The 22,752-nt window shown below is 64.3% G+C and carries 24 protein-coding genes; 15 read left to right on the top strand and 9 right to left on the bottom strand.

The window, feature by feature from the left end:
• The first annotated feature begins 530 nt into the window (after window positions 1-530).
• The 6 genes from ACE3P0_RS11250 to ACE3P0_RS11225 all read left to right on the top strand — a co-directional run bounded on the left by ACE3P0_RS11250 (window position 531) and on the right by ACE3P0_RS11225 (window position 8,015).
• Window positions 531-1,187 carry a TetR/AcrR family transcriptional regulator gene (locus ACE3P0_RS11250; protein WP_374402708.1) on the top strand — a complete coding sequence of 219 codons (657 nt, stop codon included), beginning with the start codon at window positions 531-533 and terminating at the stop codon, window positions 1,185-1,187.
• Window positions 1,184-2,281, top strand: a complete 1,098-nt coding sequence (locus ACE3P0_RS11245; RefSeq protein ID WP_374402707.1) for an efflux RND transporter periplasmic adaptor subunit — start codon at window positions 1,184-1,186, stop codon at window positions 2,279-2,281. The genes ACE3P0_RS11250 and ACE3P0_RS11245 overlap by 4 nt, the downstream gene beginning before the upstream one ends.
• On the top strand, window positions 2,278-5,430 hold the full coding sequence (locus ACE3P0_RS11240; protein ID WP_374402706.1) for an efflux RND transporter permease subunit: 3,153 nt from the start codon (window positions 2,278-2,280) through the stop codon (window positions 5,428-5,430). The genes ACE3P0_RS11245 and ACE3P0_RS11240 overlap by 4 nt, the downstream gene beginning before the upstream one ends.
• Window positions 5,431-5,568: 138 nt before the next feature.
• The gene (locus tag ACE3P0_RS11235; RefSeq protein ID WP_374402705.1) at window positions 5,569-6,219 is read left to right on the top strand and encodes a protein-L-isoaspartate O-methyltransferase; all 651 of its coding nucleotides are present in this window, start codon (window positions 5,569-5,571) and stop codon (window positions 6,217-6,219) included.
• Window positions 6,219-6,542: a rhodanese-like domain-containing protein gene (locus ACE3P0_RS11230; RefSeq protein WP_374402704.1), complete on the top strand. Its 324-nt coding sequence runs from the start codon at window positions 6,219-6,221 to the stop codon at window positions 6,540-6,542. The genes ACE3P0_RS11235 and ACE3P0_RS11230 overlap by 1 nt, the downstream gene beginning before the upstream one ends.
• Before the next feature lie 15 nt (window positions 6,543-6,557).
• A complete protein-coding gene (locus ACE3P0_RS11225; protein WP_374402703.1) occupies window positions 6,558-8,015 on the top strand; it encodes a TolC family outer membrane protein in 1,458 nt (485 codons plus the stop codon).
• A 46-nt stretch (window positions 8,016-8,061) separates the two neighbouring features.
• Here the strand turns inward: ACE3P0_RS11225 and waaA are convergent, their stop codons facing one another.
• Both waaA and waaC read right to left on the bottom strand, forming a co-directional pair.
• On the bottom strand, window positions 8,062-9,327 hold the full coding sequence (waaA, locus tag ACE3P0_RS11220) for a lipid IV(A) 3-deoxy-D-manno-octulosonic acid transferase (protein WP_374402702.1): 1,266 nt from the start codon (window positions 9,325-9,327) through the stop codon (window positions 8,062-8,064).
• A complete protein-coding gene (waaC, locus tag ACE3P0_RS11215; RefSeq protein ID WP_374402701.1) occupies window positions 9,324-10,283 on the bottom strand; it encodes a lipopolysaccharide heptosyltransferase I in 960 nt (319 codons plus the stop codon). Before waaC ends, waaA begins: the two co-directional genes overlap by 4 nt.
• A gap of 71 nt (window positions 10,284-10,354) precedes the next feature.
• On the opposite strand from waaC, the gene ACE3P0_RS11210 reads away from it, so the two are divergent.
• Both ACE3P0_RS11210 and ACE3P0_RS11205 read left to right on the top strand, forming a co-directional pair.
• Window positions 10,355-11,128 (top strand): glycosyltransferase family 2 protein, encoded by a 774-nt coding sequence (locus tag ACE3P0_RS11210; protein WP_374402700.1) that lies wholly within the window; start codon window positions 10,355-10,357, stop codon window positions 11,126-11,128.
• Between the two features lie 28 nt (window positions 11,129-11,156).
• Window positions 11,157-11,981, top strand: a complete 825-nt coding sequence (locus tag ACE3P0_RS11205) for a symmetrical bis(5'-nucleosyl)-tetraphosphatase (RefSeq protein ID WP_374402699.1) — start codon at window positions 11,157-11,159, stop codon at window positions 11,979-11,981.
• Between the two features lie 63 nt (window positions 11,982-12,044).
• On the opposite strand, the gene efp is transcribed toward ACE3P0_RS11205, so the two are convergent.
• The 5 genes from efp to ACE3P0_RS11180 all read right to left on the bottom strand — a co-directional run bounded on the left by efp (window position 12,045) and on the right by ACE3P0_RS11180 (window position 15,925).
• The gene (gene efp, locus ACE3P0_RS11200) at window positions 12,045-12,602 is read right to left on the bottom strand and encodes an elongation factor P (RefSeq protein WP_172204782.1); all 558 of its coding nucleotides are present in this window, start codon (window positions 12,600-12,602) and stop codon (window positions 12,045-12,047) included.
• A 58-nt stretch (window positions 12,603-12,660) separates the two neighbouring features.
• Window positions 12,661-13,827 carry an elongation factor P maturation arginine rhamnosyltransferase EarP gene (earP, locus tag ACE3P0_RS11195; protein WP_374402698.1) on the bottom strand — a complete coding sequence of 389 codons (1,167 nt, stop codon included), beginning with the start codon at window positions 13,825-13,827 and terminating at the stop codon, window positions 12,661-12,663.
• On the bottom strand, window positions 13,788-14,333 hold the full coding sequence (locus ACE3P0_RS11190) for a GNAT family N-acetyltransferase (protein WP_374402697.1): 546 nt from the start codon (window positions 14,331-14,333) through the stop codon (window positions 13,788-13,790). Before ACE3P0_RS11190 ends, earP begins: the two co-directional genes overlap by 40 nt.
• Window positions 14,330-15,619 carry an MFS transporter gene (locus ACE3P0_RS11185; protein WP_374402696.1) on the bottom strand — a complete coding sequence of 430 codons (1,290 nt, stop codon included), beginning with the start codon at window positions 15,617-15,619 and terminating at the stop codon, window positions 14,330-14,332. Before ACE3P0_RS11185 ends, ACE3P0_RS11190 begins: the two co-directional genes overlap by 4 nt.
• A gap of 156 nt (window positions 15,620-15,775) precedes the next feature.
• Entirely contained in the window at window positions 15,776-15,925 is a 150-nt protein-coding gene (locus tag ACE3P0_RS11180; protein ID WP_374402695.1) for a hypothetical protein, read from the bottom strand.
• Window positions 15,926-16,131: 206 nt separating this feature from the next.
• Between ACE3P0_RS11180 and ACE3P0_RS11175 the strand changes: the two genes are divergently transcribed.
• The 5 genes from ACE3P0_RS11175 to ACE3P0_RS11155 all read left to right on the top strand — a co-directional run bounded on the left by ACE3P0_RS11175 (window position 16,132) and on the right by ACE3P0_RS11155 (window position 20,226).
• Window positions 16,132-17,403, top strand: coding sequence for a glutamate-5-semialdehyde dehydrogenase (locus ACE3P0_RS11175; RefSeq protein WP_374402694.1), 1,272 nt, complete (start codon window positions 16,132-16,134; stop codon window positions 17,401-17,403).
• Window positions 17,404-17,539: 136 nt separating this feature from the next.
• Window positions 17,540-18,115, top strand: a complete 576-nt coding sequence (locus tag ACE3P0_RS11170; protein WP_374402693.1) for a chalcone isomerase family protein — start codon at window positions 17,540-17,542, stop codon at window positions 18,113-18,115.
• Window positions 18,116-18,232: 117 nt separating this feature from the next.
• Window positions 18,233-18,802 (top strand): methylated-DNA--[protein]-cysteine S-methyltransferase, encoded by a 570-nt coding sequence (locus ACE3P0_RS11165; RefSeq protein WP_374402692.1) that lies wholly within the window; start codon window positions 18,233-18,235, stop codon window positions 18,800-18,802.
• Window positions 18,799-19,710 (top strand): site-specific tyrosine recombinase XerD, encoded by a 912-nt coding sequence (gene xerD, locus ACE3P0_RS11160; RefSeq protein ID WP_374402691.1) that lies wholly within the window; start codon window positions 18,799-18,801, stop codon window positions 19,708-19,710. Before ACE3P0_RS11165 ends, xerD begins: the two co-directional genes overlap by 4 nt.
• A 144-nt stretch (window positions 19,711-19,854) precedes the next feature.
• Window positions 19,855-20,226: an H-NS family nucleoid-associated regulatory protein gene (locus ACE3P0_RS11155; RefSeq protein WP_374402690.1), complete on the top strand. Its 372-nt coding sequence runs from the start codon at window positions 19,855-19,857 to the stop codon at window positions 20,224-20,226.
• Window positions 20,227-20,295: 69 nt separating this feature from the next.
• Here the strand turns inward: ACE3P0_RS11155 and ACE3P0_RS11150 are convergent, their stop codons facing one another.
• Entirely contained in the window at window positions 20,296-20,679 is a 384-nt protein-coding gene (locus ACE3P0_RS11150; protein ID WP_172204802.1) for a dihydroneopterin aldolase, read from the bottom strand.
• Window positions 20,680-20,713: 34 nt separating this feature from the next.
• On the opposite strand from ACE3P0_RS11150, the gene plsY reads away from it, so the two are divergent.
• Window positions 20,714-21,328 carry a glycerol-3-phosphate 1-O-acyltransferase PlsY gene (plsY, locus tag ACE3P0_RS11145; protein WP_374402689.1) on the top strand — a complete coding sequence of 205 codons (615 nt, stop codon included), beginning with the start codon at window positions 20,714-20,716 and terminating at the stop codon, window positions 21,326-21,328.
• Here the strand turns inward: plsY and tsaD are convergent.
• A complete protein-coding gene (gene tsaD, locus ACE3P0_RS11140) occupies window positions 21,325-22,347 on the bottom strand; it encodes a tRNA (adenosine(37)-N6)-threonylcarbamoyltransferase complex transferase subunit TsaD (RefSeq protein WP_374402688.1) in 1,023 nt (340 codons plus the stop codon). The two genes, plsY and tsaD, sit on opposite strands and share 4 nt — an antisense overlap.
• A gap of 158 nt (window positions 22,348-22,505) precedes the next feature.
• Here tsaD and rpsU point away from each other — a divergent pair, with 158 nt between their 5' ends.
• Window positions 22,506-22,718, top strand: coding sequence for a 30S ribosomal protein S21 (gene rpsU, locus ACE3P0_RS11135; protein ID WP_172204808.1), 213 nt, complete (start codon window positions 22,506-22,508; stop codon window positions 22,716-22,718).
• Window positions 22,719-22,752 lie beyond the last annotated feature (34 nt).

The raw sequence follows: 22,752 nt of genomic DNA, 5'->3' as shown, positions 1-22,752 counted from the left end.
AACATGCCCACGCTGATCACTCCTGTTTCCCCCGCTCAGCTCAGAGCGGGACAGTGTCTCTACGTGGGTCAGTTTTCGGCGATCGCGGACCCTATAAGTGGGTCAGTTTTTGGTGATCCTCAACAGACAAAGCCCCAAGAATCGCCGCAAACCGCACCAGTAGTGGGGTGCTGTTTCAACCATTTTGCCCGCAGGGTTTTCTCCGTTTGCGCCCATTTTGAAACGTTTGCATCTCAAGTAGGACGCACCACCAGGGCGACTAGACCGATGCCCCGTTTCGCGCGCAGGCTCCTACCGCTCAAGATCATTGGCGGCTGTCACGACTCCGGGTGATCAAGTCCACCGGAATGCGCAGCCTTTGCTAGTCGCACTTTAGCGGACGGCTCTCAAAGTGAATGCCAATTGCTCTCAAATTGAATGCCCAACGACAAAATACAAATTGAGTTTGACTCTACCGTAAAGGCATGCTTAATTACTGACTGGTTAGTCATTACATGCCGCGCGATCCGCGCGGCTTTTTGTCAGCGCCCATGAACGCCTCATCCAAGACATCCGAGCCGCTACGACAGCGGCGCAAGCAGGCCCGCCCGAGCGAGTTGTCCGCCGCGGCGCTGGAACTGTTCGTCGAAAAGGGCTTCGCCGCGACGCGGCTGGACGAGATCGCCGCACGCGCGGGGGTTTCGAAAGGCACGCTGTACCTCTACTTCGACAGCAAGGAAGCACTGTTCACTGCGGTGATCCGCGACGGCATCGTGCCGCTGATCGAATCCGCCGAAGCGCAGCTCTCCGGCATGCTGGACGATCCGGAAGGCATGCTGCGCGCGATCCTGTTTGCGTGGTGGGACAACGTCGGTGCCACATCGCTCGGCGGTATCCCGAAACTGATGATCGCCGAGGCGATGAACTTCCCCGATGTGGCGCGCTTTTATCACCAGAACGTGATTGAGCGTGGGCGCCGCATGGTCGAAGCGGCCATCACGCGCGGCATCGAACGCGGCCTATTCCGTCCCATTAACCTCGACCAGACCGTATCCCTGTTTTTCGTGCCGGCCATGCATATCGCGGTATGGCGGCACTCGCTCGCGTTCTGTGAGGCCTGCCAGCAGGACCCGCGAGAATTCCTAGAAAACTTCCTGCAGATTTTCTTGCGCGGCCTTCGCGCCACCGAGAAAGGAACCCCCGAATGAGAGAGAGTTTTGTTTGGGCGCTCACGGGCGTCCTCGGACTGACGCTGGCCGCCTGCTCCCACGAGGCGCCTCCGCAGCCGGCCCCGCGCGCCGCGGTTGTGCGCACGGTGGGCCTCGGTGATACGGCGCAGCTGGCCGTCTATGCCGGCGAAGTGCGCGCACGCCATGAGATCGACCTCGCATTCCGCGTTGGCGGCAAGGTGCTCGAACGCAATGTCACCCTCGGTAGCCGCGTGAAGAAGGGCGACTTGCTCGCCCGCATCGACCCGCAGGATGTGGAATTGAACGCCGAGGCCGCCAAGGCGCAGGTCGTCGCCGCCTCCGCAGACCTGGCGCTGGCGAAGGCGGAGTTCGATCGCAGCAAGGCACTCAGCGATCAACACTTCATCAGTGGCTCGGTGCTCGACCAGAAGCGCGCCGCCCTGCTCGCAGCGCAAGCACGCCTGCAACAGGCCCGCGCCCAAGCGGACGTGGCCAGCAACCAATCGGGCTATTCGCGCCTCGTGGCGGATCGTGACGGTGCGATCACGGCAACGCCAGTCGAAGCCGGCCAGGTCGTCGCCGCCGGGCAAACCGTGCTGCGCATCGCCGCATCGAACGAGCGTGAAGTGTTGATCTACGTACCGGAACAGCGCATCGCCGGCATCAAGACCGGCACGCCGGTTGGCGTACGCCCTTGGGCGGCCCAGGATCAGGTGTTCGAGGGCGCCGTGCGGGAAGTGGCCGCCGCCGCCGACACGGCAACCCGCACGTACGCGGTGCGCATCTCGGTGCCGCGTGCCGACGACAAGCTCGCGCTGGGCGCCACCGCCGCGGTCGCCTTCCCCACGCAACAGAAGTCGAGCATCGTGCTGCCGCATGGCGCGCTGGTGCAGAAGGCTGGCGCGCCAAGCGTCTGGGTAGTCGGTACCGATGGTGCGCTGCAGGCACGCAGCGTGAAGATCGGCGCCTGGAGGGAAGACGGCGCCCTGATCGAAAGCGGGCTGGCAAACGGCGACCGCGTGGTCATTGTCGGCGCGCATCGCCTCGCTGCCGGTGACAAGGTCAAGCCGATCCCCGACAACACGCCGGTCGCTCTGGATAGCCAGCGATGAAGCGCTTCAACCTCTCTGACTGGGGCTTGCGCCATCAGGCGCTGGTGCTCTACCTGATGGTGGTGCTGACGCTCGTCGGTGTCATTGCCTACACCAAGCTCGGGCAATCGGAAGATCCGCCCTTCACCTTCAAGGTGATGGTGGTGCGCACCAACTGGCCAGGCGCCAGCGCCACCGAAGTGGAAGAGCAGGTCACCGACAAGCTTGAGAAGAAGATCCAGGAACTCGGCGCGACCGACTTCATCCGCAGCTACTCCAAGCCGGGCGAGTCACTGATCTTCCTGATCTTCAAGGACTCGATGGCGTCGACCAAGATGTCGGAGATGTTCTACCAGGTGCGCAAGCGCGTCGGCGACATCCGCTACACCTTGCCGGCCGGCGTGCAAGGCCCTTACTTCAACGACGAGTTCGGCGACACCTTCGGCAACATCTTCGCGCTGGTCGGCGAAGGCATGAGCTATGCCGACCTGAAGCGCTACGGCGACACGATCCGCGGTGAGTTGCTGAAGGTGCAGGACGTCGCGAAGGTCGAGTTCTTCGGCGAGCAGGAGCAGCGCGTCTACATCGAGTTTTCGAACCTGAAGCTCGCGACGCTCGGGCTCGATGTGCGCACGGTTGTCGACGCCATCGTCGGCCAGAACGCGAAGGCCGCGGCCGGCTATTACGAACTGGTGGACGAGCGCATCTTCCTGCGCCCCACCGGCCAGTTCGAGAACCTCGATACGATCCGCGAGCTGCCGATACGTGCGGGCGGACGCAGTTTCCGCCTGGGCGACGTGGCCGAGGTCAAACGCGGCTACATTGATCCGCCCAGCAACAAGATGCGCTTCATGGGCCACGAAGCCTTCGGCATCGGCGTCGCGATGCGCAGCGGCGGCGACATCATCGCGCTGGGCCATCACCTCGACGAAGCGATCAAGCGTATCGACAAACAGCTGCCGGTCGGGGTACGCCTCGAACGGGTGGCCGATCAGCCCCACGCAGTGCAGCACGGGGTGCAGGAATTCGTGCGTTCACTGACTGAGGCGGTCGTGATCGTGCTGGCGGTGAGCCTGATTTCGCTTGGCCTGCGCACCGGCATCGTGGTCGCGATTTCTATTCCGGTCGTGCTGGCAATCACCTTCGTCTTCATGCACCAGCTTGAAATCGGCTTGCACAAGATCTCGCTCGGCGCGCTGATCCTCGCGCTCGGCCTGCTAGTCGACGACGCGATCATCGCGGTCGAGATGATGGCGACGAAGATGGAACAAGGCTGGGACCGCGCCAAGGCGGCGAGCTTCGCCTACACCTCCACCGCGATGCCGATGCTCTCCGGCACGCTGGTCACTGCGGCGGGCTTCCTGCCGATCGCCACCGCGCAGTCCAGCACCGGTGAATACACGCGCTCGATCTTCCAGGTCACCGTCATTGCATTGATGGTGTCGTGGGTGGCTGCGGTGCTGTTCGTGCCCTACATCGGCTACCATCTGCTGCCCGACTTCGCCGCCGCGAACGGCAAGCCGAGCCGCTTCAACCGCTGGCTGGCACGCTATGCGCCGGGTCTGGCTGCACGCCTGCAGGCGCGCGCAGCGGCGCATCAAGGCATCCACGGCGAAGACGCGATCTACCACTCCGGCTTTTACCGCACTTTCCGCCGCGCAGTGGAATGGTGCGTGCGCTTCCGCTGGATCACCATCGGCGCGACGCTGGGCACCTTCATCATCGCGATCTGGGGCTTCAAGTTCGTACCGCAGCAATTCTTCCCGGATTCGACGCGGCCGGAACTGCTGATCGATCTGCGCCTTGCGCAGGGCGCCTCATACCACGCGGCGGAGAGCGCCGTGAAGCGCCTCGAAGCCGTGCTGGCGAAAGAGCCGGGTATCGAGAACTACGTCGCCTACGTCGGCACCGGCAGCCCGCGCTTCTACCTGCCACTCGATCAGCAACTGCCGCAGGCCAACTTCGCGCAGTTCGTCGTGCTGACGAAGGGCGCGGCCGAACGCGAGGCGCTGCGCAGCAAGATGATCACGCTGTTCGAACACGATTACGGCGAACTGCGCGCATCCATCAACCGGCTCGAGAACGGCCCGCCGGTCGGCTTCCCGGTGCAGTTCCGCGTCAGCGGCCCGGACCATGCGGTGGCCCACAAACTGGCCGACGAAGTCGCCGACGTGATGCGCAAGAACCAGAACCTTGCCAACGTGCAGAAGGACTGGGACGAAGCCTCCAAGGTCGTGAAGGTGCATGTCGACGCCGAGAAAGCGCGCTTGCTGGGGCTCTCGGCGCAGGACGTGGCGAACTTCCTCAACACTTCGGTGAACGGCCAGAACATCAGCGAACTGCGCGAAGGCACCGAGACAATCCAGATCACGGTACGCGGCGCACCGGTCGAGCGCGAACATCTCTCGCTACTGTCGGAACTGATGCTGCCAACCGGCAGCGGGCGCGGCGTGCCGCTGACGCAGGTGGCGACGCTGGAATACAGCTTCGAGCCCGGCATTGTGTGGCGACGCGATCGGGTGCCGACCGTGTCGGTGCGCGGAAACCTTTATGGCACCGTGCAGCCGGCCACCGTGACTGCCCAGCTCGAACCCGAGATCGCCAAGCTGCGCGCGAAACTGCCGCTCGGCTATCACATCGACGTTGGCGGCTCGGTGGAGGAAAGCGCCAAGGGCGGCAAGTCGGTCGCGGCCGGGATGCCGCTGTTCATCCTCGTCGTGCTGACGGTGCTGATGATCCAGCTGCAGAGCTTCTCTCGCGTCGCGATGGTGGTGCTGACCGCACCGCTCGGCATGATCGGGGTCACGGTGTCCCTGCTCGCCTTCAACAAGCCTTTCGGCTTCGTCGCGATGCTGGGCACCATTGCCCTGTCGGGCATGATCATGCGCAACTCGGTGATCCTTGTGGACCAGATCCGGCAAGACCTGCAAGCCGGTCGCACGCCGTGGGAAGCAATCATCGAATCCACCGTACGGCGCTTCCGCCCGATCATGCTGACGGCGGCAGCGGCGATCCTGGCGATGATCCCGCTCACGCGCAGCGCCTTCTTCGGGCCGATGGCGGTGGCGATCATGGGCGGCCTGGCGGTCGCAACGGTTCTGACGCTGCTCTTCCTGCCGGCGCTGTACGCCGCGTGGTACCGCATCGCTGCGCCGGGCGCAAAGGGTTGAGGGCGCTGTGTATCAAAGCTCACCGAGCGCTACCAAACGTTACACAGGGCGGCCTCAGGGCCGCAGCCTGGGCTAGAATTGCAGGCTTAGAGCATTGGCTTAACGCATTGATTTCAAGGCATTGTCGAGGAGCAAGAAATGGATTTCGAACAAGCGCGCTTCAACATGGTCGAGCAACAGATCCGGCCATGGGAGGTTCTGGACCCCGAGGTGCTCGACACCCTGATGACTGTCCAGCGCGAGCGCTTCGTCCCCGAAGCCTTTCGTAACCTGGCCTTCGCTGATATCGCCGTGCCGCTGCCCGGTGGCGCCGCGATGCTCGAACCCAAGCTTGAAGCCAAGGTGCTGCAGGCCGTCGCACCGAAGAAGACGGACAAGGTGCTCGAAATCGGCGCAGGCTCCGGCTACATGGCCGCGCTGCTCGCGGCGCGCGCCGACTGGGTCCGCTCGATCGAAATCGACCCGGCACTCGCCAGCCTTGCCGCAGCAAACCTCGCAGCGGCGGGCATCGAGAACGTGATCGTTGAAGAAGGCGACGGCGCCGCCGGCTGGCCTGAGCGCGGCCCCTACGATGTCATCGTCGTATCCGCAGGCGTGACCGAAGTGCCGAAAGCAATGCTTGAACAGCTCAAGCCCGGTGGCCGCCTGTTCGCCTTCGTCGGCAGCGCGCCGGTGATGGTCGGGCAACTGATCACCTGCACCGGCGAAGGCCAGTACAGCACCGAGAACGTGTTCGACACCCTGGTGCCGGCGCTGCGCGTGCCCGCCAAGAGCGCCTTCAGCTTCTGATGCAGCAGCTGTCGCCCCGCGCGCTGGCCGAATGGCTGGCGGATGAATCCCGCGCCAAGCCGCACCTGCTCGATGTGCGCGAGGCGTGGGAGTACGACATCTGCCGCATCGCCGACTCGCAATTGATGCCGATGGCCAGCGTGCCGATGCGCGCCGAAGAGCTGGAGCCGGACGCGCCGGTCGTGGTGATCTGTCACCACGGCGGCCGCAGCATGCAGGTTGCCTATTTCCTTGAACGGCATGGTTTGACCCAGGTGTTCAACCTGGCCGGCGGAGTTGCCGGTTGGGCCGAACAGGTCGACCCGACCATGCCGAGATACTGACGGAGTGATGGATTCATGAAGCGAGTGCTCAGCATCGCGATCGCAGGCCTGTTCGCAGGCAGCGCCCACTCGGCAGACCTGATGCAGGCCTACCGCGACGCACTGGAAAACGACGCGCAGTTTGCCTCCGCGCGCGCCGCCTCTGAGGCTGGCCGCGAGCGCAAGGCGCAAGGCTTGTCCGGGCTGCTGCCGCAGATCGGCGCCTCGGCCGGCACGCAGTACAACGATACCTCGCGTGACCTGCCGCTTCCGGAAATCTCCGGGCGATACAACAGCAACAACTGGGGCGTGCAGCTCACGCAACCGATCTTCCGGCTGCAGAACTGGTACCAGTACCGCGAAGGCGAGCTCGCCGCAACGGTCGCCGAACTGCAGGCGCAAAGCGCACGCCAGGATCTGATCGTGCGTGTTGCAACCGCCTACTTCGATCAGCTCAACGCCGCCGAAACGCTGGCCAGCATCGAGGCGCAGAAAGCCGCCAACCTGCAGCAGCTGGAGCTCGCCAAGAAGAGCTTCGAGGTCGGCACCACCACCGTCACCGACGTGCATGAAGCGCAGTCGCGTTACGACCTCACGGTCGCACGCGAGGCGGCAGCGCAGGCGGACCTGATCGTCAAGCGCCAGGCATTGCAACAGGTGACCGGCAAGGATCAGGGCGCCCTTGCCCCGCTGCGCGACGGGGTTCGTTTCGATCAACCGCAACCGAACGACATGTCGCAGTGGGCAACGACCGCAGCACAAGGCAACCTGACCGCACAACAAGCACAACTGGCCGCCGAGATCGCTGATCGCGAAGTTTCCAGCGCTCGTTCCGGCCACCTGCCGACCGCTGACGTGGTGGCCAAGTACGGCTACAACCACAGCGGCGCACTGGCCGACATCATCGCAACCGAGGCCAAGACCTCCGGTGGCTCGATAGGCGTGCAGATCAACGTGCCGATCTTCGCCGGTGGCTACACCCAGTCGAAGGTGCGCGAGGCGGTTGCGCTGCGAGAGAAGGCCCGTTCCGATCTGGAATACGCGCGGCGCAGTGCCACGCTCGGCGCGCAGCAGGCCTTCCTTGGCGTAAGCAGCGGTATCGCGCAGGTCGCCGGCTACGAAGCCGCGCTGATCTCGTCGAAGAGTGCAGTCGAGTCGAACAAGCTCGGCTACCAGGTCGGCGTGCGCATCAACATCGACGTGCTGAACGCCGAGACGCAGTACTACGAGACCTTCCGCCAGCTGGCGCGCGCGCGCTACGACACCGCGATCGCGCAGTTGCGGCTGAAAAGCGCCGCAGGCAGCTTGAGCGAAGACGACCTCAAAACCATTAACGCGCTGCTTGACCCCGCCGCGGCAGGCCGCCCGATCGTGGTGCCGGCAACCAACCCGCAACCGCTGGTTGAGCCGGGCAAGGCTGAGCCAAAGAAAACCGAGGCAGCCCCGGCAACCAAGAAGGCAGAAGCCCCGGCCAAGCCTGCGAAGAAAAAGTAAGCGCTATTCGCGCAGCCAAAACAGGCCCCTCTTGCAGGGGCCTGTTTCATTTGGGCGCCAGGGTGTCGACGAGGCTTAGTGTCGCCGCCAGCGCGCCGCGGTGATGGGCACTGAAAGCCCGCCCCGCCTCGCCGATTGCCGTACGACGCGGCGCATCGGCAAGCAGTGCCAGCGCCGTGCGCACGGCCTCGTCAGCATCGGCGCAGCGCAGCGCTGCGCCCGCCGCAATCGCATCCACCGTCGCCTGTGCGAAGTTGAAGGTATGCGGCCCCACGATCGCGGGCACCCCCACCGCGCAGGCTTCGATCAGATTGTGGCCGCCAAGCGGCGCCCAACTGCCACCGACAATCGCCACATCGCCGCTGGCGTAGTACGCGAACATCTCGCCCATGCTGTCGCCCAGCCACACGCGGGTCGCCGGCGCGATAGACGCATCTGCAGCACTGCGGCGTTCAAACGCCAGCCCGCGCTGCGCAATCAGGCGCGCCACCTCGTCGAAACGCTGTGGATGGCGCGGCACCAGCACCAGCAAGGTATCTGCGGGCGCGTGCCGCAAGAACGCGTCGAGCAAAGGTCCCTCTTCGCCCGGCCGCGTATTGCTGGCCACGAGCACGGGCCGGGCGCCGAAGCGCTGGCGAAAGGCTGCGCCCAGCGCCAGTTGTTCGGCCGGCGCCGTGATCTCGAACTTGAGGTTGCCGGTCACGCTGACCGGCTGCGCCCCCATCGCCCCCAGCCGCGCGGCATCCACTTCAGTTTGCGCGCCGCAGGCAGCCAGGTCGGCAAACACGCTGCGGGCGAAAGCGCCAAGCCGCGCGTAGCCGCGCGCAGAACGCTCGGATAGCCGCGCATTCGCAAGCAAGACTGGCACCTTGGCCTGCCGCGCACCGCGCAGCAGGTTGGGCCAAACCTCAGTCTCCATCACGACACCGAAATCCGGCCGGAAGTGACGCACGAAACGCCGCACACAGCCCGGTGTGTCGTACGGCAGATAGGCCACGGTCACGCGTGGCTCGGTACCGAAGAGTTCAAGCGCCGTGGCGCGGCCAGTTGGCGTCATCTGGGTGAGCAGCAGCGTGTGCTGCGGGTATTGCGCCAGCAGGCCGCGCACCAACGGTTGTGCGGCGCGGGTTTCGCCAACCGACACGGCATGCACCCACATCAGCGGCGCCGCTGCGACTTGCGGATAGCAGCCGATGCGCTCGCGCAGGTTATGCAGATATTCCGGCTGGCGGCGCGCACGCCAGACCAGACGAAGGAAGATCAGCGGTGCGGCGAGATACCACGCTACCGAGTACAGCAGACGGCCGATCATGCGACCCACGGCGCGAGTGTCTGCAGCACCTGTGCCACGCTGGGTTTCTGCCCCTTGCCACCCAAGTTCACCGCGTTGCGCCCGCCAGCGACGCCGTTCGCGCCCGGCTCGGTCGCGAGATACAGCGCCACCACCGGCACCTTGAGCGCCGCCGCGAGATGCGACAAGCCGGTATCCACGCCGACCACGCATTGCGCGCGCTCGAGCAGGGTCGCCAGCGCATCGAGCGGCATCGGCGGCGCCACCAACGCATGCGGCAGTTCTGCGGCGATGCGCTGGGCGCGTGCGCGCTCCACCTCGCTGCCGGCAGGCAGCACGCAGTTGAGGCCGCGCCGGTTCAAGGCGCGCCCGAGTTCAATCCAGTTCGGTTCGGGCCACAGTTTTTCGTCGCGACTCGTCGCGGTCAGCAGCACCGCGTAAGGCTCAGCGGGCCGCCAGGCATCCTCACCCGGCGCGGGCGCGACGATGCCGTAGTCGAGCGGCAGGTCAAGGCGATAGTCGAAGATCGCGGCGGTCAGCCTGCGGTTGCGCTCCACCGCGTGCATCTGCCATGACACGCGGTACTTGTCCGCATACAGGCGCGTGGCGATCGGCTCACGTGCGCTGTCGGGCATGTAGCCCGCCACCGGCGCGCCGCTCATGCGAGCGAGTACTGCACTCTTGAGCAAGCCCTGCGCGTCAATCACACGCTCGTAACGCACTTCGCGCAGCGAGCGGCGGAACTCGCCGAATGCCGACCAGGTCGCGGGCGCCAGCAAGCGCTTGCGCCAGCTACGCAGGGCGACCGGGATCACGCGCCGCACGCCCGGGTGCAAACGTACCAGCGGCGCGAACGGCGCCTCGACCACCCAGTCGATCGCCAGGTCCGGCACCCGTGCGTGCATGTCGGTCACCGCCGGCAGGTACTGGATGACGTCCCCCATCGAGGAGGTTTTGACGATCAGGATCTCTCGCATGGCCCGGATTATTCCGGCGGCGGCCGTTATCGGCAAATCGCGTCGACGCCACGACGCCTATAATTGCGCGCATGAGTGAACGCCAAGCCCTTTCCGCCGTCCTGATCACGCGCGATTGCGCGCCAACCCTCGCCGAGACCCTGACCTCCCTCGCCTTCTGTGACGAGATCGTGGTGGTGGATTCCGGCAGCAGCGACGACACCTGTGCCATCGCAGAACGCGCCGGCGCCCGCGTGATCCACCAGGACTGGCTCGGCTTCGGCCCGCAGAAGCAGTTCGCCGTGGATCAGGCGAAAAACGAGTGGGTGCTCTGCATCGATGGCGACGAGGTGGTCACGCCCGCGCTTCAGGCCGAGATCCAGCGTGAGCTGGCTTCGCCAACGCATCGCGCTTTTGAATTCCCGCGCTGCAACCGCTTCCTCGGGCGTTACCTGCGCCACGGCGAGGGCTATCCGGATCTGTCGCTGCGGCTCTTCGACCGCCGCCACGCCCGCTGGTCCGACGATCTGGTGCACGAGAAGGTCACCGCGCTGGGCGACGTTGGCCGCCTCAAGGGCGACCTGCTGCATCACTCCGAAGAAGGGCTGGAGTCCTACCTAGCAAAGCAGAACCGTTACACCACGCTCGCCGCCGAGGCGCTCGTCACCGAAGGGTTCGAGCCGAGCGCAACGAAGCTCTGGCTGAGCCCGATCTTCCGCTTCATCAAGTTCTACGTCGTGCGGCGCGGCTTTCTCGATGGCGGCGCCGGGCTGGTACATATCGGCATCGGCTGTTTCAACAGCTTCATCAAGTACGCCAAGGTGATCGAGATTCGCGCCACCGCGCGCGATTCGCGCAAGCCTTGATCCGGCCCGACAAACAGGAGCGCCACGCATGAGATTCGCCGTCGGCGACCTGCAAGGACAACTCGAACCGCTCGACCGGCTTCTTGACGCCGCCGGCTTCCAGCCCGGTCGCGATGAACTGTGGCTGACCGGGGACCTTGTAAACCGCGGCAAGGACAACGCCGCGGTGCTGCGTCGCATTCGTGCGCTCGGCAAGAGTGCCGTCACGGTGCTCGGCAACCACGACTTCTATCTGCTGGCCGTCGCCAGCGGGGCGATGCGGCGCGGCGCCGACGACACGCTCGACGACATCCTCGATGCCCCCGACCGCACGGCGCTGATCGATTGGCTGCGTTTCCAGCCGCTGATGCATGTCGACGAGCGCTTCGCGATGGTGCACGCGGGGCTGCTGCCCGGTTGGAGCGTGGCGCAAGCCCGTCTGCTAGCGCATGAAGTCGAAGGTGCGTTGCAGGGCCCCCACTGGCAGGTGTTCCTGCAGAACCTTTGGGGCAGCCAACCGCTTGCATGGAATGACGCCCTCGAAGGCTGGGATCGCCTGCGCGTCATCGTCAACGCGATGTGCCGCATGCGCCTTTGCAGCGCCACCGGTGAGATGGCGCTCAAGTACAAAGGCCCGATCGACGCAGCGCCCGCCGGAATCCTGCCGTGGTTCGCGGTGCCAGGGCGCCGAAGCACCAGCCACACCGTGGTGTGCGGCCACTGGTCGGCGCTCGGTTACTACAACGCGGATGGCGTGCTGGCGCTGGATACCGGTTGCGTGTGGGGCGGTTGCCTCACCGGCGTCTGGCTCGAAAGCGGCGAACGCGTGCAGGTGGCCTGCGAACAGGCGGCGGCGCCGAGCGGCTGGGACTGAACCCGCGCGCCCAAAACAAAAGGGCCCCGCGGGGCCCTTTTTGCTGTGACAACAACCGGCCAATTACTTGACGCGGTTCTTGTACTCGTCGGTGCGGGTGTCGATTTCGATCTTGTCACCGATTTCAACGAAGGCCGGCACCGGCAGTTCGAAACCGGTCGAGATCTTGGCCGGCTTCATGACCTTGCCCGAGGTGTCGCCCTTGACGGCCGGCTCGGTGTAGATCACTTCACGAACGACGCTGTTCGGCAGTTCGACCGAGATCGCCTTGCCTTCGTAGAACACCACTTCCAGCGCCATACCGTCGACCAGGTACTTCAGCGCCTCGGTCATATTCTCGGCTTCGACTTCGTACTGGTTGTACTCGGCGTCCATGAACACATACATCGGATCAGCGAAGTAGGAGTAAGTCACTTCCTTGCGATCCAGCGTCACGACTTCGAACTTGTCGTCAGCGCGGTAAACGGTTTCGGAACCCGAGCCGGTCAGCAGGTTCTTGAACTTCATCTTCACAACGGAGGCGTTGCGGCCGGACTTGCTGTACTCGGCTTTCTGGACGACGAGCGGCTCGGAGCCGACCATCACGACATTGCCGGCACGGAGTTCTTGGGCGGTTTTCATCGGGGCACCTGATATAACGGAAAAGGCGCCAACCGGCGCCACAAACATGGATAACTTATTATTGTAACTTGATTTTTGCGAACTGCGCCAGCCCTGCCGCCAGATCTCGCTGCGCCGACAAATCTCTGCACCAGGCTTCCGCGTGTTCGCGCAATCGCGGCAGCGCCGCCATGAAATCAGCCCAGACAGGCACGATCGCACCACCCGTGTTCCAGACGTGCTGCATCTGCCGCAGCACTGCCGCATCGCGCTCGGCCAAGCTGGCGACCTGACGCGCAAGGAAGGCCTCCAGTTTGACCAGGTGCGCCGCCTCGTCCTGCGGATAGATGTGCCAGACCAGCGGACGCCCTGCCCATTGGGCCCGCACGAAGGAATCCTCGCCGCGGACGAAATTCACGTCACAGGACCACAGCAACTGGTCGTAGCGCGGCTGATCGACGAAGCGAAGCGGCGCCAGCGTCAAGCTGCCGCGACGCACCTCCCGCCCCAGCACCAGGGGCGCACCGAGCCACGCCTCAACCGACTTCCACACACGCCCTTCCGGCACACCGCACCAGATTTCGCGCTCGCCATCCGCCCACGCCTGCAGCAACTCGGGTAGCGCCGCGTTCTCGTATGCAAACAGCGAAATGCGCAAGGCTTCCGGCGGTGGCGGCGCGGTGCCGAGACTTTCCCAGAGCGCCGCTTGCGCCGCACCGTCGGAACGATAGGCGTCGCGTGCAGCGAGCAGCCCAGTCTCGCGCAGCAGGCCACCCGTTTTCGGCGTGAAGCCGGGGTAGTAGAAGTGTTCGGTCAGAGGCAGACGGGGGTGCGGCGAGGGCAACAGATGGCAACCCTCGACCCAGGCCTCCGCCGACAGATACTCAAGATTGATCCACACCGGCGGCCGCGACCTAGCCGCCATCGCGGCGACGTAGGCTTCCGGCAGGCGGCAACCGAAGCCGGCCACGACCACATCGGCAGACGCATCGGGCGACGCATCCGGGCGCCAGTGATGCACCGTCACGCCTGCTGCGGGCGCATCGCCATTGTCACCGAGCAGGCGCCGGTGGCTGGCGAGTTCATCCACCCACAGCCGCACATCGGCGCCGTGCTCACTCGCGAGTTGTCGAGCGAGCCGCCAGCAGACGCCGATGTCGCCGTAGTTGTCGATGACCGTGCAGAAGATGTCCCAGCGCCAGACGCTCATGCGGCCATTGTCGCACTGGCTGCGGGCGACACCCATGGCGCGATGCCGCGTAGCCGCGCCATGCGGTAGGCGTCGACCAGCACGCCGTTACGGAGCGCGAAACCGCGCGAGCAGCCTTCGGTATCGAACCCGCAGCGCCGGTACAGCGCAATCGCCGCGATGTTGTCGATGAAGACTTCCAGCTCGGTCCGCCCTATCCCCAGCCAGTTGTCGGCCAGATCAAGCGCCGATTTCATCAGCTGGGCACCGACGCCGCGCCGCTGCCAGTCGTCGCGCACCACGATCGCCAAGCGCGCGCAGTGCGCACGACGGGCCGGCCCCTGCGGCATCAGGATCACCGCGCCGACCGCCTCACTGCCCGCGCAGGCCAGCAACCAGTGGTCCTGCCCGGGCTCCGCGAGTTGTCGCCGATAGCGTTCCGGCCCCTGATAAGGCGTACCAAAGGCGCACGCGGCAGCGACCGGGGCCGTCATGATCGCGTGCACCGCTCGCCAATCATCGGGCTCTGCGGCCCGGACATGAATGACTTTCTGTTTGTTCATTTCATCACTCCCTGTTCGGACAATTCATAAACCATCGGGGCATTGCGGCGCGTCGCCGGCATCCAGCGCGCGGCACCGAGCGCCAGCAGGCAGCCCAGCACGGCAACACCAAACAGCGTGGCGTGCAGACCGGCCACATCCCCCATTCGCCCAGCCGCCGCAGAACCGATCGGCGCAGCCGATACGCTGAGAAAGCGCATCGTCGCCGTCATGCGGCCCAGCATTGCGTCGGGCGTGACCTGCTGACGCAGACTGATGTAGGTGATTGAGTACATCGTCGCGCCAAAGTCGATCACCAGCATCGCGAGGCCCGCGCCCAATGCCGTGAGTTGCCAGCCCGGCTGCATCGCGGCATAGGCGCCGTAGCCGACACCACACAGCAGATAACCGAGGATCAGCGTCGGCCGGGCGCCACGCGCACGCTCAAGCCGGTGCGCCGCGGCAGCACCGAGCAGCGCGCCGAGCGCACCCAGCGTGTTGATCAGCGCCAGGTCCTTGGCCCCAAGCAACAGCTCTCGTGTGGCGAAAAGCACGTACAGCGCGCGGAAGCTGTCGAACAACATGATCCAGATCGCCGCCGCCACGGCGAGCGAACGCAGCAAGGGATTGCGCCAGACCATGCGCAGGCCGTCGGCAATCTCTGGCCACATCGGGCGCCGCTCGGCGGCCACCGGCGGATCGTCTCGACGGATCGACAGCACCAACAGCCCCGACAGCGCGAAACCGCACGCGTCCAGCGTGATCGCCAGCGGCGCGCCGACCGCATCGACGACGATCGCCGCCAGCGCCGGCCCGACGATCCCTGCGATCGACCCTGCAGCCGAAAGCTTGCTGTTCGCCTCAACCAGGCGATCCCGCCCGACCAGCTGCGTGATGAAAACCTGCATCGCGGTGCCGCCAATCGCAAAGCTGCAGCCGACCATGAAGCCGGCCACGTACAGCACCGGCAGTGACAACACGCCAGCCAGATGTGCGATCGGCACCAACGCCAGTGCCGCGGCGCCAAGGAAGTCAAACGTGGCCGACAGGCGCTTCTTGCGCGAACGATCCACCCACACACCGGCCGGCAGGCTCAAGAGCGCAAACGGCAGCAGTTCGCACGCGGCGAGGATGCCCATCTGCGTGGCGCTGGCGTCGAGCAGTTGAACAGCAGTCAGCGGCAGCGCCATCTGTGAAACGGTCGCCCCAAGCGTCGCAAGCGTGCTGGCCAGAAACAGCCGCATGTAGTCGCGATGCCGCCAGAGGCTGCCCTCGGGTGCGAGGGCGCGCATCCAGTACGCAAACATATTCGTCTCCTGGCGGCCGGATCACGACACGCCGTCGAGATTCGCGCGACGCGGATAGCGTCACGCGCACTTCAATCAGTGCGGGAAAGAAAGGAGTTTTTGGCTACAGCCTGCCTTCGTTCCCGCCCACATGGGTGGCGGGAACGGAGCCCGCCGCTAGCTAAACAGAGCCGGATGAATGCACGGCGTGCCGCGTCGAGCGGCCGCAATCAGTGCATTACCCACAAAGCCGGAATGGGAGGCGAGCATGCGCACGCCGCCGGCGTTGGGGCCGGATTTTTTGGCGATGTCGTTGAACTTGCGCATGAGTCGCTCCTTGGGGAACGGGATTGAACAAAAAGTGCTTTGCATTCTCTGGGCGACGATATGCACGCGTCAAGCCGACGTGTATCGGAGTGTTGCATTCTTCACTCTCGCGCCGTCGCGCACGATTGTTGCGAACATTCCGCTGACGACGGCGACTGTCGCCCACGGGCTAGAATGACGCTTTGCCCTTGCAGCAGAGTTTCCAAGTGGATATCAAGACCTACATGCAGACGGTCGGCCGGCAAGCACGCGCAGCGTCACGCGCGATGGCCGCCGCCTCCACCGCCAGCAAGAATGCAGCGCTGAATGAAATCGCGCGGCTGATCCGCGAGCGCGGCGACGCGCTGCTCGCCGCCAACGCCCGCGATCTGGAACAAGCCCGCATCGATGGCCTTGAGCCGGCGATGATCGACCGCCTGACCCTGAGCCCCAAGACAATCGAATCGATGGCCGCCGGCCTTGAGCAGATCGCCGGACTGGCTGACCCGGTCGGCGAAATCACCGACGTGAAGCGCCGCCCGACCGGCATCCAGGTCGGCAAGATGCGCGTGCCGCTGGGCGTCATCGGCATCATCTACGAGGCGCGCCCGAACGTAACTGCGGATGCAGCCGGCCTTTGCCTGAAGAGCGGCAACGCCGCAATCCTGCGCGGTGGCAAGGAAGCCCTGCAGTGCAACCAGGCAATCGCTGCCTGTGTGCGCGACGGGCTGGCCCACGCGGGCTTGCCGCAGACCGCGGTGCAAGTCATCGAAACGACCGATCGCGCAGCGGTCGGCGAATTGATCACGATGCCGGAGTTCGTCGACGTAATCGTGCCGCGAGGCGGCAAGGGGCTGATCGAACGCATTTCACGCGACGCACGCGTGCCGGTGATCAAGCACCTCGACGGAAACTGCCATGTGTACGTCGACCTGGATGCGGATCTCGACAAGGCCGTGCGCATCGCGGATAACGCCAAGACCCACCGCTACGGCACCTGCAACACCGCGGAATCGCTGCTGGTCGCGAAAGCCGTGGCAGCGGAATTCCTGCCGCGCATCGGGCGTATCTATGCCGACAAGGGCGTTGAAATGCGCTGCTGCCCTGAGTCGAAGGCGATCCTCGAAGCGGCGGGGCTGACTGGCATCAAGCCGGCCAGCGACGACGACTACCGCACGGAATTCCTCGCGCCGATCATCGCAATTCGCGTGCTGCCCGGCGTGGATGAGGCGATCGCGCATATCAACGAATATTCGTCGCAGCACACCGAGGCGATCGTGACCGAAAACCACACCCGCGCCATGCGCTTCCTGCGCGAGGTGGATTCCAGCTCGGTGATGATCAATGCCTCGACACGCTTTGCCGATGGTTTCGAATACGGCCTGGGCGCGGAGATCGGCATTTCGACCGACAAGATCCATGCACGAGGGCCGGTCGGCCTCGACGGGCTGACAAGCCAGAAATGGGTGGTATTCGGCGACGGTGAAATCCGCAGTTGAAACGCGCGACTAAATGAAACAAACCCTCCCGCGCGGAGGGTTTGTTTTTTGGGGCGCATGCCGTACGCTACAGTACGGATGAAACCCCGCGGTCGATCGACCGACGGCAAAAGAAACCAATACGAGGAGACAAAACATGCGTCATCGCACCCTGGCTGCCCTGCTGCTGTCGGCCGCCCTGATCACGCCGGCCTTCGCCGCCATCGACGTCGCTGGCGTCAAATTCGAAGACAAGGCCAGCGCCGGAACCGCCGAGCTGGTGCTCAACGGCGCCGGGCTGCGCAAGAAAGCCTTTTTCAAGGTCTACGCGATTGGCCTCTACCTGCCCGCGAAGGCCGACTCGGCCGGAGGCGTCATCGGCACGAAGGGGCCGAAGCGAATCCAGATCGTCACGCTGCGTGACCTGTCAGCTGAACAGCTCTCCGAAGCGCTCGAGAACGGCGTACAGGAAAACAGCAGCGAGGCCGACATGGCCAAGATCAAAGCGCGCCTGGAAGAGTTCCGCGCCAACCTGCTCGCGATGGGCAAAGTGCCGGAGAAGAGCGACATCCGCATCGAGTGGACTGGCAGCGCGACCCGTGTGCTGATGAACGGCGCCGCGAAGGGCAAGGAGATTCAGGGCGAAGACTTTTACGGCGCTCTGCTGAAGATCTGGTTCGGCGACAAGCCGGTGCAGTCCGACCTGAAAGACGCCTTGCTCGGCAAGAAGTAAGGCCATCCAAGCATCGATCTGGGCGTTTTTCACATTTCACTACCAAACGCCAAGAGCTGCTGATATATTCCTCGCAAATATCAGTTTCATCGCTCTTGGGGTAGAGAGCATGGGCCGGTGGTGCGCAAGCATCGCCGGCTTTTTCTTGCCCAGCGGTCTGCCCGCACAGCGCACAATGCGGCGCTGTCTTCATCCGAGTTAGGCGCCATGACTAGGGCTCATGACTTCACCGCCATCCTGGCAATGCCGACCTGCCGTCTCGGTGTTGTCGTCGCAGGCGATCAAATCCACACCCTGGAGTTCCTCGCCCCCGACACGGCGACAATTCCCGCTCGCGGGGCGCTCAGCGAGACGATCGCCGCCGCACTGGAAGCGCATCTGCTTGAAGGCACACCCTTCCCTTCCCTGCCACTTGAACCGCGCGGCACGCCATTTCAGCGACGCGTTTGGGACGCAATTTCGGCAATCCCGGCAGGGCAAACGCGCCAATACGGTGAAATGGCCAGCGCGCTGAGCAGCGCCGCTCGTGCGGTGGGCCAGGCCTGCGGCGCCAACCCGTTTCCGCTCGTAATACCCTGCCATCGCGTACTTGGCAGCAAGGGCATTGGCGGATTCGCAAACCACACCGAGGGTTGGCTGATCGAAACAAAACGTTGGCTGCTTTGGCATGAGGGCGTGCTGGCATGAGCGACGACATCACGGCGGAGGAAATGGAGTCCGACGTCGACGCGTTCTGCGAGACCTTGTGGCTGCAGGACGGGCTGGCGCAAAACACGTTGACTGCCTACCGAAGTGATCTTCTCGCATGCGCGAAGTGGCTGTCGGCACGCGGCACGCGGCTCAGCCTCGCGACCGGTAGCGACTTGCAGGCTTATTTGCACGCATTTGCGCCCAATTCGCGGGTGGCCACGCAGCGACGTGTGCTCGCAACCCTGCGCCGCTATTTCCGGCTTCAGCTCGCGGAAGGGCGTATTCAGGTCGACCCGACGCTAGACCTATCCACGCCCGCCCGCGCACCGCGCGTACCGAAGACCCTATCGGAACGGCAGGTCGAGGATCTGCTCAATGCCCCCGATATAGAAGCGCCACTCGGTCTACGCGACCGCGCAATGCTCGAAACGCTATACGCCACAGGCCTGCGCGTGACGGAGCTGATCGAACTGAAAATGACTGAAATCGATCTCAACGCCGGACTCGTACGCCTATTCGGGAAAGGTTCGAAAGAGCGCATCGTCCCCGTGGGCGAAATCGCTCTGGAATGGATCCAGCGTTACACGCGTGAGGCGCGCCCGCAGCTACTCGGCGGGCGAACCTCCGCCGCGCTATTCGTCACCCAACGCGCCGCACCCATGACGCGCCAGCGCTTCTGGGACATCATAAAAGCGTACGCAACCGCGAGCGGAATTGCCGCCGAACGAATTTCGCCGCATGTGCTGCGACACGCGTTCGCAACCCACCTGCTCAACCACGGCGCCGACCTGCGCGTCGTGCAAATGCTGCTCGGGCACGCCGACATCTCCACGACGCAGGTCTATACCCACGTCGCACGAGAGCGCCTGAAGCGACTTCACGCCGAGCATCACCCCAGAGGCTGATTTGCCGAGTTGGCGATTAGCGCGCTATTTCCGTAAACAATTACAGTTCGAGATTGCATTCATTCCTGAATTGCAGTATTTATGAATTAACCCGGCTGCTGCGATAACCCCGGGCCACCAACGCGAAAAGCTCAGAGGGGAACAATGGACATTGCCAAGCTCAATCTCACCGAACTCAAACGCCTGCTCAAGCGCGTAGAGGGCGAAATCGAACGCCGTGCCAATACCGCGAAACGCGACGTTCTGAAAAAAGTGCACAAAATCGTCACCGAAGCCGGCATGTCGCTGGAAGAGTTGATGGGCGACGAAAAGAAACCCGCCGCAGCAAAGACCCGCAAGCCGCGCGCGGCAGCCAAGCCGGGCCGCAAGCCCGCCGCACGCAAGACCGTTGGCGCGGCAAAATTCCGCAACCCGGCCAAACCCGAACAAACCTGGACCGGCCACGGTCGCAAACCGGGCTGGGTCGCCGAATGGCTGGCGGCAGGCAAGGCACTCAGCGAACTGGAAATCCGCTGAATGTGAAAACGGGCCCGCAAGGGCCCGTTTCATTTCCGCCAAGGATTCTTGCGGCAAACGCAAGGCATTTCAAAATTGGAAGTGCGGCCTTGGCGGCGCCGGCTCATCGCGACCACGCTCGATAAACACGCCGACTCGCCGCACCCCTCGCATCACGCCCATCTTAGCAATCGACACCCGCACCCAGGGCACGCCGAACTCGCTGAACAGCAGATCAACGATGAATTCGCCCAGCGTTTCGAGCAGATTGAAGTGGCGGTCGGCCAACACAGCGCGTATCCGGTCCACAACCACGTCATAATCAATGGTATCGGCGATATCATCACGCGCCGCCGCGGCGTCGGGGACGCCGAAGGTCAGGTTGATTTCAAGCGGCTGCGTGGCGCGCTTTTCGCGCTCGTAGATTCCGACCGAAGCTTCAACTTGAAGCCCCTCGACAAAGATAAAGTCCATTCCGATTTCCTGAAGCGAATTTCGCCATTATCCAATGCAGACCGTCATTGTTGCGCTCGCCGCCTATCTCATCGGCTCAACGCCGTTCGCCGTCATCGTCAGCCGCGCGATGGGCCTGGAAGACCCGCGCAAGTACGGATCGGGCAATCCGGGCGCAACCAATGTGTTGCGTAGCGGCAGCAAGAAAGCCGCCATCCTGACGCTGATCGGCGATGCCCTCAAGGGAACGGTAGCGGTGATGCTTGCTCGCGCATTGGCCGCGCCGCTCGGCCTCGGCGAGAACGACGCAGCGGTCGCCGGAATTTTCGCCTTTTTGGGCCACGTCTTCTCGGTGTTTCTGCGTTTCCAGGGCGGCAAAGGGGTCGCGACCGCCGCGGGCGTGCTGCTCGCGATGAGCCTGCCGGCAGGCGGACTGACGCTGGCAACCTGGTTGCTCGTTGCCTTCACGACGCGTTACTCGTCTGCCGCCGCACTCGCTGCGGCACTGGCTGCACCGGTGTTCACGTACTGGTGGCTCGGCAACCTGAGCTGGACGGCAGCCACGATCATGATGTCCGCCGTACTGATCTGGCGCCACAAGGAGAATATTTCGCGCCTCGTCGCCGGCAAGGAAGACCGTATCGGCGGGAAGAAAAAAGACGCCGCCTAAGCCGGCCGCTGCAGTTCGCTCAAAGGCCAGCGGGGACGCACCGCAAAACGCCCATCCCGGTTACCGGTGGCGCCCTGCGCAAAGCGCAATCCTGCTGCCAGCGCGATCATCGCGCCGTTATCGGAGCAGAACGCGAGTTCCGGGTAATGCACCCTCAGCCGGCGACGCGCAGCCATCTCGTCAAGACGCTCACGCAAGCGCCGGTTGGCGCCGACGCCACCGGCCACGACCAGCGTACGCAGCCCACAAGCCTTCAGAGCCGCGAGCGCCTTTGCGACGAGCACCTCGGTGACCGCCTCCTGGAACTCGGCAGCCAGGTCAGCACGCTGATCATGCGACCACGCCGCTGCCTTGGTCGCGGTGAGTACCGCAGTTTTCAAACCACTGAAACTGAAATTCAGGTCGCCGGAGAGCAACATCGGGCGAGGCAGTTTGAATCGGCCTGCGACACCTTCACTCGCCAGCCTTGCCAAAGCAGGGCCGCCTGGATAGTCCAGGCCAATCAGCTTGGCTGTCTTGTCAAAGGCCTCGCCGGCAGCGTCATCCACCGTTTCGCCAAGCAACTCATAGGCGCCAACGCCTGTGACCTTCATCAACTGCGTATGCCCGCCGGACACCAGTAGCGCGACAAACGGAAACACCGGCGGATCGCTCGACAGCAGCGGCGACAGCAAATGCCCTTCGAGGTGATGAACCGGCAAGGCCGGAACCCCGAGGCCGAATGCGAAGGCTTCCGCAAAGGCCGCGCCGACCAGCAAGGCGCCCGCCAAACCGGGCCCTGCGGTGTAGCCCACGCCGTCGAGCGCTTCGGCGGTACAGCCAGCCGCGGCGAGGGTTTCACGCACGAGCGGAACGATTCGACGCACATGGTCGCGCGACGCCAGTTCCGGCACCACGCCGCCGTACTCGGCGTGCATCGCGATCTGCGAGTGCACCCGGTGCGCCAGCAAGCCCCGTTCGGTGTCGTAAACGCCGACACCAGTCTCGTCGCAAGATGATTCAATACCAAGGATCTGCATGGGGTCGCGAGTGTAGCGCGAACACTCCAGTTGGCGGGGCTTGACAGTGGACTTGGAAATCCTGCCGAGTTTGGTTAAACTAGCGAGCTTCGCTCAACGGGCGCGCTCGATTTATTGTCGAACCCGTCCAGACTACTGATCAATTCGAGGTTTTGAGAATGCCGGGTATCCGCCTCAAGGAAAACGAGCCGTTTGAAGTTGCGATCCGCCGCTTCAAGCGCACCATCGAGAAGGCCGGTGTCATCACCGAGCTGCGTTCGCGCGAGTTCTACGAAAAGCCGACCGCCGAACGCAAGCGCAAGAAGGCCGCTGCAGTGAAGCGCCTGCACAAGCGCCTGCGCAGCCAGCAACTGCCGCCGAAGCTGTACTAAGAACCCGCCGCGCTGCGGGCGCCTTCGGGGCGGA

This window comes from Niveibacterium sp., assembly GCF_041909475.1.
GTDB lineage: Bacteria > Pseudomonadota > Gammaproteobacteria > Burkholderiales > Rhodocyclaceae > Niveibacterium.
This window is presented reverse-complemented; position numbering and strand designations above follow the sequence as displayed.

What these genes read in the sequence shown, in the direction of transcription:
- ACE3P0_RS11205 (WP_374402699.1), top strand. Translation starts at nt 11,157, where the DNA reads ATGAGATTCGCCGTCGGCGACCTGCAAGGACAACTCGAACCGCTCGAC.
- rpsU (WP_172204808.1), top strand. Translation starts at nt 22,506, where the DNA reads ATGCCGGGTATCCGCCTCAAGGAAAACGAGCCGTTTGAAGTTGCGATC.
- ACE3P0_RS11150 (WP_172204802.1), bottom strand. Translation starts at nt 20,679, where the DNA reads ATGGACTTTATCTTTGTCGAGGGGCTTCAAGTTGAAGCTTCGGTCGGA.
- ACE3P0_RS11250 (WP_374402708.1), top strand. Translation starts at nt 531, where the DNA reads ATGAACGCCTCATCCAAGACATCCGAGCCGCTACGACAGCGGCGCAAG.
- ACE3P0_RS11230 (WP_374402704.1), top strand. Translation starts at nt 6,219, where the DNA reads ATGCAGCAGCTGTCGCCCCGCGCGCTGGCCGAATGGCTGGCGGATGAA.
- ACE3P0_RS11240 (WP_374402706.1), top strand. Translation starts at nt 2,278, where the DNA reads ATGAAGCGCTTCAACCTCTCTGACTGGGGCTTGCGCCATCAGGCGCTG.
- waaA (WP_374402702.1), bottom strand. Translation starts at nt 9,327, where the DNA reads ATGATCGGCCGTCTGCTGTACTCGGTAGCGTGGTATCTCGCCGCACCG.
- ACE3P0_RS11235 (WP_374402705.1), top strand. Translation starts at nt 5,569, where the DNA reads ATGGATTTCGAACAAGCGCGCTTCAACATGGTCGAGCAACAGATCCGG.
- xerD (WP_374402691.1), top strand. Translation starts at nt 18,799, where the DNA reads ATGAGCGACGACATCACGGCGGAGGAAATGGAGTCCGACGTCGACGCG.
- ACE3P0_RS11245 (WP_374402707.1), top strand. Translation starts at nt 1,184, where the DNA reads ATGAGAGAGAGTTTTGTTTGGGCGCTCACGGGCGTCCTCGGACTGACG.
- ACE3P0_RS11185 (WP_374402696.1), bottom strand. Translation starts at nt 15,619, where the DNA reads ATGTTTGCGTACTGGATGCGCGCCCTCGCACCCGAGGGCAGCCTCTGG.
- ACE3P0_RS11190 (WP_374402697.1), bottom strand. Translation starts at nt 14,333, where the DNA reads ATGAACAAACAGAAAGTCATTCATGTCCGGGCCGCAGAGCCCGATGAT.
- tsaD (WP_374402688.1), bottom strand. Translation starts at nt 22,347, where the DNA reads ATGCAGATCCTTGGTATTGAATCATCTTGCGACGAGACTGGTGTCGGC.
- ACE3P0_RS11170 (WP_374402693.1), top strand. Translation starts at nt 17,540, where the DNA reads ATGCGTCATCGCACCCTGGCTGCCCTGCTGCTGTCGGCCGCCCTGATC.
- ACE3P0_RS11210 (WP_374402700.1), top strand. Translation starts at nt 10,355, where the DNA reads ATGAGTGAACGCCAAGCCCTTTCCGCCGTCCTGATCACGCGCGATTGC.
- ACE3P0_RS11180 (WP_374402695.1), bottom strand. Translation starts at nt 15,925, where the DNA reads ATGCGCAAGTTCAACGACATCGCCAAAAAATCCGGCCCCAACGCCGGC.
- plsY (WP_374402689.1), top strand. Translation starts at nt 20,714, where the DNA reads ATGCAGACCGTCATTGTTGCGCTCGCCGCCTATCTCATCGGCTCAACG.
- earP (WP_374402698.1), bottom strand. Translation starts at nt 13,827, where the DNA reads ATGGGTGTCGCCCGCAGCCAGTGCGACAATGGCCGCATGAGCGTCTGG.
- ACE3P0_RS11155 (WP_374402690.1), top strand. Translation starts at nt 19,855, where the DNA reads ATGGACATTGCCAAGCTCAATCTCACCGAACTCAAACGCCTGCTCAAG.
- efp (WP_172204782.1), bottom strand. Translation starts at nt 12,602, where the DNA reads ATGAAAACCGCCCAAGAACTCCGTGCCGGCAATGTCGTGATGGTCGGC.
- waaC (WP_374402701.1), bottom strand. Translation starts at nt 10,283, where the DNA reads ATGCGAGAGATCCTGATCGTCAAAACCTCCTCGATGGGGGACGTCATC.
- ACE3P0_RS11225 (WP_374402703.1), top strand. Translation starts at nt 6,558, where the DNA reads ATGAAGCGAGTGCTCAGCATCGCGATCGCAGGCCTGTTCGCAGGCAGC.